Annotated in this window: 9 protein-coding genes; 6 read left to right on the plus strand and 3 right to left on the minus strand. The window is 43.2% G+C overall.

Annotated elements, in window-relative coordinates:
• The first annotated feature begins 57 nt into the window (after window positions 1-57).
• Window positions 58-1,233 carry an alpha-hydroxyketone-type quorum-sensing autoinducer synthase gene (cqsA, locus tag VRK_RS16295; RefSeq protein ID WP_059122345.1) on the plus strand — a complete coding sequence of 392 codons (1,176 nt, stop codon included), beginning with the start codon at window positions 58-60 and terminating at the stop codon, window positions 1,231-1,233.
• 53 nt (window positions 1,234-1,286) lie between these two features.
• Here cqsA and VRK_RS16300 read toward each other — a convergent pair whose 3' ends face one another.
• Window positions 1,287-3,344, minus strand: a complete 2,058-nt coding sequence (locus tag VRK_RS16300; protein ID WP_059122346.1) for a hybrid sensor histidine kinase/response regulator — start codon at window positions 3,342-3,344, stop codon at window positions 1,287-1,289.
• 374 nt (window positions 3,345-3,718) lie between these two features.
• Here VRK_RS16300 and VRK_RS16305 point away from each other — a divergent pair, with 374 nt between their 5' ends.
• Window positions 3,719-4,231, plus strand: a complete 513-nt coding sequence (locus VRK_RS16305) for a GNAT family N-acetyltransferase (protein ID WP_059122347.1) — start codon at window positions 3,719-3,721, stop codon at window positions 4,229-4,231.
• 147 nt (window positions 4,232-4,378) lie between these two features.
• Here VRK_RS16305 and VRK_RS16310 read toward each other — a convergent pair whose 3' ends face one another.
• Together VRK_RS16310 and VRK_RS16315 are read right to left on the minus strand one after the other, a co-directional pair.
• Complete coding sequence (locus VRK_RS16310; RefSeq protein ID WP_059122348.1) at window positions 4,379-6,799, minus strand: flavocytochrome c; 2,421 nt, start codon at window positions 6,797-6,799, stop codon at window positions 4,379-4,381.
• A 5-nt stretch (window positions 6,800-6,804) separates the two neighbouring features.
• Window positions 6,805-7,413 carry an NADPH-dependent FMN reductase gene (locus tag VRK_RS16315; protein ID WP_059122349.1) on the minus strand — a complete coding sequence of 203 codons (609 nt, stop codon included), beginning with the start codon at window positions 7,411-7,413 and terminating at the stop codon, window positions 6,805-6,807.
• 149 nt (window positions 7,414-7,562) lie between these two features.
• Between VRK_RS16315 and VRK_RS16320 the strand changes: the two genes are divergently transcribed.
• From VRK_RS16320 to VRK_RS16335, 4 genes are all read left to right on the plus strand, one after another.
• The gene (locus tag VRK_RS16320) at window positions 7,563-8,492 is read left to right on the plus strand and encodes a LysR family transcriptional regulator (RefSeq protein WP_059122350.1); all 930 of its coding nucleotides are present in this window, start codon (window positions 7,563-7,565) and stop codon (window positions 8,490-8,492) included.
• 20 nt (window positions 8,493-8,512) lie between these two features.
• Window positions 8,513-9,445, plus strand: a complete 933-nt coding sequence (locus tag VRK_RS16325) for an FAD:protein FMN transferase (RefSeq protein ID WP_059122351.1) — start codon at window positions 8,513-8,515, stop codon at window positions 9,443-9,445.
• 59 nt (window positions 9,446-9,504) lie between these two features.
• Window positions 9,505-9,978 (plus strand): GNAT family N-acetyltransferase, encoded by a 474-nt coding sequence (locus VRK_RS16330; RefSeq protein WP_059122352.1) that lies wholly within the window; start codon window positions 9,505-9,507, stop codon window positions 9,976-9,978.
• 397 nt (window positions 9,979-10,375) lie between these two features.
• On the plus strand, window positions 10,376-10,747 hold the full coding sequence (locus tag VRK_RS16335; RefSeq protein WP_059122353.1) for a RidA family protein: 372 nt from the start codon (window positions 10,376-10,378) through the stop codon (window positions 10,745-10,747).
• The last annotated feature ends 657 nt before the right edge of the window (window positions 10,748-11,404 follow it).

Here is an 11,404-nt window from a genome sequence, read left to right on the forward strand (position 1 = left end):
AGTATTTTTTTACTGAGAGAATGTTGCTGCCTACATATAAAATACAAAGGTGGTGTTATGAACAATATTAGTAAAAAATTACCAGAATTTATTCAGTCAAAGATAAATTTTCATATTCATGACTTAATTGAAGTTAATAATAATGGGAAACATCTTGTTTTAGGTAAGCGTCCCAGCAGTAAAGATATTGTAATGCAAAGTAATGATTATTTATGTTTGGCAAATAATAGCACTATAAAGCATCAAATGATCGACTCAATTATGAGAATGAATGATAGTATCTTAATGTCTGCTATTTATTTACAAGATGAAAACTCTAAACCGTCTATAGAACACCGGCTTTCGGAATTTACTAACTTTGATAGTTGCTTACTCTCACAATCAGGGTGGAATGCTAACATTGCATTATTACAGGCAATTTGTTCCCCAGATACCAATGTCTATATTGATTTTTTCACTCATATGTCAGTATGGGAGGGGGCTCGATATGCGAATGCGAAAGTACATCCGTTTATGCATAATAACATGAAGCATCTACGAAAATTGATTAAAAGAAATGGTCCGGGGATTATTGCGGTTGATTCTATATACAGTACATTAGGTACTATCGCGCCATTGAAAGAACTTGTTGAGATTGCAAAAGAGTTTGGTTGTGCGACTGTTATTGATGAATCCCATTCTCTCGGTATCTATGGTACACATGGTGCGGGTCTGATTGAGGAACTAAATTTATCAAAAGAAGTTGATTTTATGACAGCCAGCCTCGCTAAATCTTTTGCATATAGAGCCGGAGCGATATGGGCAAATAATAATGTTAACCAGTGTATACCTTTTGTCAGTTATCCAGCAATATTTAGCTCTGCTCTATTGCCCTATGATATTGATACTCTTAGTACCATATTAGATTTAATCTATAAGTCGGATGATAGAAGAAATCATCTTTTTTATCTTTCTGATAAACTCAGAAAAGGGCTCACTAAACTCGGTATAAAAACTAGGAGTCAATCTCAGATTATATCATTAGAAACAGGAGATGAAGGGAATACAGAGTTAATCCGTGATATTTTAGAAGACAATGGCGTTTTTGGGGCAGTTTTCTGTCGACCAGCGACACCTAAGAACAGTAATCTAATTCGGTTTTCTCTAAATAGTTCTCTGACAGATAATGATATTGATAAAATATTGTCAGTCTGTCACACATTAGTTGAAAATGATAAGGTTTATTTCAAATAATTGGTTCTTATAGAATTAGAGTTTTCATGTATTGACATGATTTTTATTAATCATCATATCCAGTTCGCTAACTTGTCCAGCAAGTTATTCGTATCTGCTGGCTTAATAATATAATCATTCATGCCCGAATTCCGAATTCGTTTAAGCGTTGGTGTATTTGTATCACCCGTATGACCAAGAATTGGAATATGTCGATAAGGTTTCTGGGAACTGCGAATCGTACTGGTTGTTTCAATGCCATCAAGGACCGGCATCTCAATATCCATCAGAATCAGATCGACTTCATGCGTTTCCATCGTTCCCAGAGCCTCTTGACCATTTGAAGCCTGTAAAACATGATAGCCTTGCTTCTCTAAAAGGATTGCCGTCAGGTTGCGAACCGAGTGGTTATCATCCACGATAAGAATACATTTCTCGGTACGTTCCTGCTTGAAAGGAATTACGTTTCTATCGGCTTCAATTTTTTCTGTCAGTTCAAAAAATAATTGATATAAAATCGGGGAGCTTTGGTCAAGTAGATAGTTTTTTTCCAGCGGATAGACAGAAAGGTGGCGTTCAATACGAATCGGATACTGACTGCTGGCATCATAGATATAATGAATTTGTGCCTCAGAGAAATGAAGCTGAGATTCCAGAACGGTGAGTAGCTCCCATTGCCGATTAATTTGGTTGAGATCAACCATAATCACATCAAACTCGAATTCATATTCCTTACGTTTGACTGCTTCTGTCAATGTGACTGTCTCGATGTAAAATCCCATCTGCTGTGACTGTTTTTTCAGTCGCAGACGAACGTCACTCTCATTGCCAACATAAAGTAGGGACTTCACACTAACTAGTTCTTCTTTAAGTTTTCTCATTCCCGAAGAAGATTCAGTCGGAAATGAGAGTGTAAACTCCGTCCATTGACCTAACACGGAAGCACATTCAATTTTCCCACCGAAAGCTTCCATAATACGTCGACAGAATGGTAATCCCAGACCGTATCCACCATGTTTACCATGTGTATAAAAGTCCTTAAAAATATCCTGAAGACTCTCTTTGGCAATGCCTGCCCCATTATCTTTTATTGTAATTTGATTCCAATTGTTATGTGATGTAATAGAAATGTTAATGTAAAAGTTTTCGTTATTTTGGTAATAAAATGCATTTTTGAATAAATTATAAAAGGCATATTTTAGTAAAATATCACTACCCAAGAATCTGAAATCATTTTCAATTGTAATATTGATAGCCAGCCGATCCAGTGGGTTTTTGTAACTGAATGATTGGATGGCATGTTGTGCAATATCACTGGCAGCATATATTTTGAAAGTTGATGTCGGAATCCGATTTTGATCTATCGAGGTAAGTAGCAGGTTGACCGTCTCATTGGCTGAATCAACCGTGTTATGCATATTGTCCAGCAGCTCATTGACCATCTGATAATCATGCTGTTCGATGGTGTAATGAGGAACAGAGTCGGTCGGATGCTTGGTATGCAGCAGCGATTGAATAATTTCTACAGATGATTTGATTGCACTGAGAGGATTACGCATTTCATGCGCAATCCCAGCACCAAAAGATTTAGCGATTGAAATTTTGGCTTCATGTACGTTCTTACCTTTTACATAGAATATACTTCCATATATATAAACAAATAGAATGATAGGAGTATATGACCATTCAACCGATGATATTCCTTGATAACCATTCACGTAATAAGCAGCGATATATGCAAGAACAAACGAAATAGTGGCTTGAGACAGCATTATCTTGGTTTCATAGACGACAAGAATATGCAGAAATATTGAGGTCAACAGAGACATAACCCAAATCGTGGACCAATTGTTCATGATCAGCATATAGCCGAAAAAGAAAGGTAAAGATATTCCCACTGTTACGAGATAATAATGAGGGAGGTAACGCATTAATAATGGATGAAGATGCTTCCGGAAAACGAGGGGAATAAACAGAGTGGAACAGAACAGACGCAATCCCAAAGTTTCGTAAGGCTGGGGGTAGAGGAAATTCCAGATATAGTAATAAAGAGGGAAGCCTATGACCCCCATACAGCTAATAAATGTAAGGTTAGGTTCTATATGTTGGTATATTTTCTTGATAGCACTCATTGATTTTCTAGCCTAAACCGAACAAATTGTGTTCTTGTGTCTGTTGATTACGGTCACGATATCAGCAATGTGATGGTCTAACTTTGATGTTGTGTAACGTTAAGACTACCTGATTCTACCCCGAAGAGAAATGCCCTTTTGTATTAAGCATGTGATTTATATGGCTGTTGTGGAATATGGCTATGGTTTGGCATGAGTCATTGAAAATTTTTAATAATACTTATGTTTTTTAATCTTTTTGAATTTATTGCAAATAATCAAGATATCTAATCCTTCTTCTTTGATGCAATAACAATAACTAATATTGACATGTGAGCTTTAATACCAGTAAAAATATTGTTCATAGCAAAGATTAAGGAACCATCAAGGTGACGATGCAATTGCAAACCCAACGGTTGAAAATGAGACAGATCAATACTACCGATTGGGATTTTTTTTACTTCCTGCAAACCGACCCGGCAACGATCCAATACAGCTTTAACCGCCGTACGGAGGCGCAAATTCGGCAGCGATTCGAATCTCGTTTACCGCTGTGGACACCGGCATCTGATTTTTGGTTATGCCTGATGTTACAAGAAATCTCCACCGATCAGCGCGTCGGCCTCACCGGATTTTGTTTGCACGATGGTGTGGCTGAGTTGGGTTATATGATTGCGCCGCACGATACGGGGAAGGGGTATGCAACCGAATCTTTAAATGGTTTGCTTGAGTTTGCCGACTACTGTGGGATTTACCGTTTTCAAGCCAATGTCACCGCGGGGAATCATGCCTCTGAACGGGTGTTGTTAAAATGCGGTTTTCACTGTGACGAAGTCGTCGAGAAAGATGTCGAAATCGGTGGCACGCTGTATGACGACCTGATTTATAGAAAAGTGAGTAGTGGTTGATACCTGCATTGTGCTCAACAGGTCAGTTGATTTAAACGTATAAGGCGTGAGAGTGCGGTGAAATAAGAGAGCGAGTATTTCTCGCTCTCTTTCTGAGTTGCCTGAGCGCGTTGCTTGAACGCAGCGCGGCTGAGTTCAATTTACTGCTTAGTCCATTTCACTCATGGCTGTCTTTCCGGCAATACGGCCGAAAGTAAAGATATCTGCCAGTGCATTACCACCAAGACGGTTGCCCGCATGAATCCCACCGGCGACTTCACCCGCAGCATACAGGTGCTTGATTGGTCGGTTGTTTTCATCCAGAACTCGCGTGGCGGTATCAATCTTCAATCCGCCCATTGTATGGTGGACCGCCGGTTGTCTGGGCGTGGCATAGAAAGGCGCTTTTTCCACTTTCAGGCTAAAGGTATCCTTGTGGAATTCAGGATCGTGTCCTGCCTCGACATAGCGATTGTATTTGCTGATGGTCTCGACTAATACATCGGGCTCCATGCCCACCTGAACGGCCAGCTCTTCAAGGGTATCAGCTCTGAACAGCGTTCCCGCTTCGACTTGACGGTCAATTTTCTCCTGACTGGTGTTCGCCGCGGTTTTCTTAATCTCATCATCTGCAATCAGATAGAAGAGGCCGCCTTCTGCCAATGCCGCTTTGGTTAATACATCTCGTCCGGCAAATTCATTAATGAAACGTTTCCCTTGTTTATTCACAATGACGAAGTTCTCCGGTGGTACCTGAAGGCCACTGAAGAGTTCACCGGTATTCGGATCTGCGACGGGCATCATCTGCGTGAAGCCCATACCGGTTAAACCTGCACCGACGGACTGACCCAGCACAATGCCGTCTCCGGTCATCGCATAGGAGTTGGTAGTCTTGATATCGTCAGCAATGTGGCTCCAGTACGTGTTGTATTGTTGAAGCATCTTGGTATTGGCACCAAAACCGCCACTGGCCAGCACAACCGCTTTGGCATGAATGGTTATCTTCTGGCCGTTGACACCGGTCGCAATCACCCCTTTGATTTCACCGTCTTCGATGAGAAATTCTTTGGCCGGACTATCGGTCAGAATGGTGCCTGACATCGATTCAATATAGCGGCTTAAGGCAAGAATAAAGGCCGTTCCGTATCTTTTGACGGGCTTGTGTCCACGTCGCCACAGGGCACCGACCGGCGCAAACACCACATCTTTGTCATACTCAACCCCGATCTCTTCCAGCCACTGCACACTTTCCAGCGCATGGTCGGTTAAGATTTTCACCAGATCGTATTGTCCATAGATGCTATTGCCTTCAAGGTCAGTCCGCTTCCCACCGAAATAAGTCTGCATTCTGTGCAGTAGTGGTGAATCAAACAGATAGCCTTTTTGATCGCCGAACTGCTGCTGATAGGCCGCGAATTCTTCTTTCAGCGCTCTGAAATCAGCCAGATATTCCGGGTGAATCTCGCTTTCATCGGTGCTTAACAGCGCTTCAATGGTATGCCTTTCCCCCGGGTTTTCGTCGAAAGTTCGCTGCCATTCCGGGTCGGCAGCATTAATCGGCCCTCCGGTACGAATGGTGTTGCCACCAACGGCCGGGAATTTTTCCAGCACAATCGCATTTTTACCTGCCTGTAAAACCGTTGCTGCGGCACTCAAACCGGCACCACCGCCACCAATCACCACCACATCACAGCTGTATTCTTGATCGTCACGATTCAGGCTGCTGGCCGGTTTCGGCCGTTTTTTCAGGATATCAGGGTTCACGCCCGCCAGTTTCACTGCTTTGGCAACGCCATCAATCACGGCATGACTGGTTTCAGATGCGCCTGACAGGGCATCCACGTTCAGCGTTTGCCCCTCGATGATCTTGTCCGGGATGCGCACAAATACCACATCGGCCAAGCCTTCTGTCTCACCGGCAGTGTCAATATGAATACTTTCGATTTTCTTCTCGCTGAAGGAAACCTGCATCGGCAACGCACCACCGTGACCGAGGGCATGGACTTCATAAGTCCCCGGTGCGAAAGAGAAATCCTCTTCTACATTCAGTTGGTTTGAGATCTTGGCAAAGCGCATAAATCTGAAAAAACAGATTTCTAAAAAGTCAATTGTCCCTTCGTTGTTCAACTGACCCTGGTCATCAAAGGCTTGATGAGCATTGCCCAGTAAGAATTCGTAACCCGGCATCACATTGGCGTTGACTCCGGGTGCATCCAATATCTGACGCAGGTGCAATTGCGCCCGGGAGGAGCCCTGAGCATCGATAGACGCGCCCAAAATCATCACCGGCTTGCCATCCAACGGGTGAAGCTCGTAGCTGAGCCATTCAAGCACGCTTTTCAGGCTTGACGGAATCGAGTGGTTATATTCGGGGGTCGCAATAATCACGCCGTCACTGGCGATGATTTTTTGATTGATTTCCAAGAGCTGTGGGTTGGTAGACGGCTGGTCTTGGTTGAACATCGGGACTTGGTCGATTTCCAACAGTTCAATGTCTGCTTTGTCCTTGAAATGCGCTTGCATAAACTGCAGCAGTGTCCGGTTGTAGGACTTTGGCGATGTCGTGCCGACGATTGCTGTAAATTTCATTGCTCTCATGCCTCCCGGGTTTGCCAAGCGTATTTTTTATCTTTTTTGATGAGGGTTCTCTCTGATAAGAGTTTTGTTATCATCTCGGTAAACAGCACAAACTCTCTGAAAATCTCATCCAGTTCAGCCAGCTTATGTTCATCGATTAATTTGCCGCTGCTATTAAAGGCAGCTTGTGATTTTCCGAGCAAAAATTCGCTGCTCGGCATCAGGCGTGCAGCGAGTTCCGGGGAGTCAAGAATCTGGCGAAGGTGGGCTTGAGCGCGTGAAGAACCGAGTGCGCCGTGAGACGCGCCGACAATTAAAACCGGCTTGTCGGTGAGTGCCTGACTGGTATAACTGATCCATTCCAATGCACTCTTTAACACCGCCGGAATAGCATGGTCATACTCCGGTGTCGCAATAATCACGCCATCTGCCTGACGGATTTTGTCAGACAAACTGGCCACTTCCTGAGGGATTTGGTCATTGTCCGCTTCATAGAAAGCAGGCAAATCTCTGATCTCATAAAGCTCCAGTTGCGCTTGTGCCTGAAAGTGCTGTTGCATGAATTGTAATAGCATACGGTTTGTTGACACTTCAGAATTCGTGCCAACGATAGCTAAGTAGTTCATATCGGTGGGTTCCTATACTGTAAAAACCATATTTAATATCTGGATATTGTTTTAACACAGTATGAAAAATCTATCTAATAGCTATATATTCATCCTTAATAAGTAATTTGTTATCATGGTCGGATTGTTGCGCAGAATCGGGGGATGAGATGTCAAAATATCACAATCAACACACCTTATATTATATTGATGCGTTGCTTAAGTTTAGCAATTACAGCAAGGCGGCTGACTCCCTTTACATCTCTCAACCCTACTTAACTCAGGTGATTAAACGGATCGAAAACGAGTTGAATTGTCAGATCATTAACCGCAGTGAGCTGCCTTACCGTTTAACCGAGCAGGGAAAGATTTACTATGATTATCTTGGCTCGCTCGATACGGTTCATGCCAATATGCGCAGGCAAATCGCAGCCATCACTGACAAGGATAAGAAGACCATAAAAATCGGTATCTTAGCCAGTATTGGTACCTACCTGATTCCGTTATTTTTACCTAAATTTCTGGCACGCTATCCTGACTGTCAAATCGAGCTGGCGGAAGATATACCGGAAAACAATGAGAAGCGACTGCTAAAGGGTGAAGTGGACTTTTGGATTGGGCAGAACTCAAGCAGTATTGCGCCCAATCTGCTCGCTGTTTCATGGGGCAAGCATGGCTATTTTGCCGTGATCCCCAAATCCTGCGAACTTTATCAGGCAGGCATTGCCACGATTGGAGCTGGACGAGTTGCGATGGAAGATTTATTGCGACAAAGGTTGGTGTTGACCGCGAAAGGATCCGCCATCAGAGCGCAGTTGGATCATTTATTTGGCATTTACAAAATCAAGCCGGATATCGTCTTAGAAAGCAGAGAAATCGCCACCGTCAAACATCTTGCAATGGCTGGCTGCGGGATCACGTTCGTTCCCGAAAGTTTGCCCGTTACTCCTTGTCCCGCAGAGTACAATATTTATCCGCTGCCGATTGAGCAATTAAACTTAGATTATTTCATCGCTCATCACGGTCATCGGGAGCTTTCCACAATGGAGCAAGGGCTGCTGGATTCATTCTTACGTTATAACGATACCGCCAAATACTGATGATACGGAAAGGAAAAGACATGACTGAAGGCTCACAAGAAATCCAGCTGATGGGAACCACCATTCGCCTGTACTTTAAAGGTAATCAGGCGGAACAGTGGTTAAATCAGGCGGTTTCAATGTTGAGGCGCTATGAGGCGGTCTTTAGTGCCAACAGCGAGCAGTCTCAACTGTTTGCGTTGAAAAACGCTGCCGTGAATCAACCCGTCGTCGTTGACCATGATTTATATGAATTAATCAAGATCGGCAAGCAGCACAGCCTTGATGCCGATAGCTTTTTAAATATTGCGATTGGCCCGTTGATTAAGCTGTGGCGGATTGGCTTTGCAGAAGCTAGGGTGCCCGATCCAACCGAAATACAGCAGGTATTGGAGCGCTTAAATCCTGCGGATATTGTGCTGAACGATGCACAACAATCGGTCTGTTTTACCAAGCCTGGTCTGGAAATCGATCTGGGTGCGATTGCGAAGGGATATTTCAGCGATCAGATCATGGCTTTCTTCAAAGAAAAGCAGCCCGTCTCCGCCATGATTGATATTGGTGGCAATCTGCTGGTGTATGGTGAATCCCCGAAGCATAATCTCGATTGGGATGTGGGTATCCAGAATCCTTTTTTACCCCGAGGCCACTGTGTTGCCACGGTGAAGATCCGAAATCAGTCCGTCGTCACTTCCGGGATCTACGAGAGAACCTTTCAATATCATGGCAACCGCTACCACCACATTTTTGACAGCCACAGTGGTTATCCGGTCGATAACAATGTGGCTTCTTTAAGCATTATTTCGGATCACTCGTTGGACTGCGACATCTATACCACCAAACTTTTTGGCTTAGATGCCAGACGTATTTTAACCACCGTTAACCAGATTGATGGCATGGAAGCAATCGTGATCACCGGAGACGGGCAATTTGCCACGACGCCGAATCTGAGAGACAAGGTCACTATGGCGTAGTTAAAACATGCTGCTATGTTACTATCGAATATATTGTCGCGGACGAGAAAGGAATAGAGATGGTTGTGCTTAGGGATATGCGGGAAGATGAATATCCGGATTATTGTCAGTATTTCATCGACGATTACAGTCAAGAAATAGCCAATAATTATGGTCATTCTATCGAGCGGGCAACTGAGTTGGCAAAAAAGGAACTGCATCGTTGCTTTCCAGTTGGATTAAAGGGAAATGAGCATTCATTATTATGCATTGATGCTGAGGTTGACGGACAATTAAACCGTGTTGGTTATCTGTGGCATTCGATCAAGGCTAAAGATAAATCGACCTTTATATATGATTTCTTTGTATCTGATGAATACCGTGGTTTGGGTTACGGTACGAAGGTAATCGGTGCATTGGAAAAACAGTTGCAACAAGTTGGTGTAAATCAAATCAAGTTAAGAGTCGCTTATCAAAATAAGCGTGCGCTTAAATTGTACCAAGAGGTCGGGTTTGTGATTACGGGTTTCAATATGTCCAAGACCATTGAATAGTTGCGTCAAATAAACTGAGCTTCTACCCAAAAAACGCGAGCGCATTTTTGTCCAGAGATGTACCGGCACCGCTCAGGCAAACACACGTTTGCCTTCAAACTACTTAGTTCAATTTAGTTCAATAACCTTGACTTGTTATTGTGGTCATTCGTTGACCTATTTTGATCAATGGTTAAATATATACCCAGTTTATTCAAGAAGATGTTAACGTATTATGGATTAGAACAGCCACGAGTGAGTAAGCGAATTATTCATGTCGATTGGTATCAGGAACGTGTATTTACACGAGTGAATATATAACTGAAGAGCCGGATGCGGTAATCCGCACGTCCGGATCTGTCCGGGGGGCGTCTTAGTAATGGGGTGCTCTACCGCGATTGTTCTTAGGAGAAATCAATTGGTTGAAAGAATAAATTACGAAGGACTTCCTCAAATAGCAGGCCCTTATGTTCACGCAACAAAGCACAATAAAACGCTTTATATATCTGGGCTTACTGCATACGGAACTAATGCACAATCATCAGATTTAGTGGCACAAAGTACAGAGATTCTCGGCCAAATAGTTGCAATTCTCGAATTCGAACAGCGGTCAAAGAGTGATTTAATTAAACTTACAATTTTTGTACGTGATATTAGTTTGTTAGCCTCAATCCGAGAGCAACTTTTCCAATTCTATGATGGATGTCTTCCGGCTTGCTCACTTGTTGAAGTATCAAAGTTAATTCATCCAGATTTACAAATAGAGGTAGAGGCCGTTGTTGCGCTTTAGGTTCGAACATAACAAGATAATTGAACTCCCACTCTGATGACCGACTAACCTTTTTAGGCAAGTCAAAACTTTGGGAGAACGACATGGGTACGGCATCAACATCCATTTCCTAATCTGACGGAAGCGTTCTAGAGCACTAGCATGTTTCCGTCCACATCTGCTAGCCAATGCTTCCCAGCTCGCAAAATCTCATACTTTTTTCATACTTTTATCGAAATAAAACCTGATAGCCTGTGAATGCACTGGCAAAATTCAGTGCCGGGATTAGGAACCCTGTCTTTTCTTCACAAGACATGTAAAATGCCAGCTTTGCTGAGGTTTTCATGTAACTTCAGCACACCTGAATTATGGTGGGCTGGATAGGGGCGCTTTGGCGCACCGTTTCTTGTGAGCGGTAGTTCCTAAACCTGTTCAGTTCACCACTCAAAGATTAGGAACCTTTGTGTGGTGAGATATCATCCATCACAAGAAGAGGTGACAACCTATGTACGAGACCATTCCTTACAACCACGAATTTGCCCAGAAATCCCGTGAATATCTGCGTCAGTTAGAAGAAATCTTTGAAGCCGAACAGCGGCACAATAGTCAAGAGCTGCGCAATGTGCTGTTGTATCTGAATAACCTGATTACCACCCATTACGTGCGCTACCATCAAGA

The organism is Vibrio sp. MEBiC08052, from assembly GCF_001506075.1.
Lineage (GTDB): Bacteria > Pseudomonadota > Gammaproteobacteria > Enterobacterales > Vibrionaceae > Vibrio.

Bases quoted from the DNA above. Each gene is read 5' to 3' on its own strand.
- cqsA (WP_059122345.1), top strand. From the start codon at position 58: ATGAACAATATTAGTAAAAAATTACCAGAATTTATTCAGTCAAAGATA.
- VRK_RS16300 (WP_059122346.1), bottom strand. From the start codon at position 3,344: ATGAGTGCTATCAAGAAAATATACCAACATATAGAACCTAACCTTACA.
- VRK_RS16305 (WP_059122347.1), top strand. From the start codon at position 3,719: ATGCAATTGCAAACCCAACGGTTGAAAATGAGACAGATCAATACTACC.
- VRK_RS16310 (WP_059122348.1), bottom strand. From the start codon at position 6,799: ATGAAATTTACAGCAATCGTCGGCACGACATCGCCAAAGTCCTACAAC.
- VRK_RS16315 (WP_059122349.1), bottom strand. From the start codon at position 7,413: ATGAACTACTTAGCTATCGTTGGCACGAATTCTGAAGTGTCAACAAAC.
- VRK_RS16320 (WP_059122350.1), top strand. From the start codon at position 7,563: ATGTCAAAATATCACAATCAACACACCTTATATTATATTGATGCGTTG.
- VRK_RS16325 (WP_059122351.1), top strand. From the start codon at position 8,513: ATGACTGAAGGCTCACAAGAAATCCAGCTGATGGGAACCACCATTCGC.
- VRK_RS16330 (WP_059122352.1), top strand. From the start codon at position 9,505: ATGGTTGTGCTTAGGGATATGCGGGAAGATGAATATCCGGATTATTGT.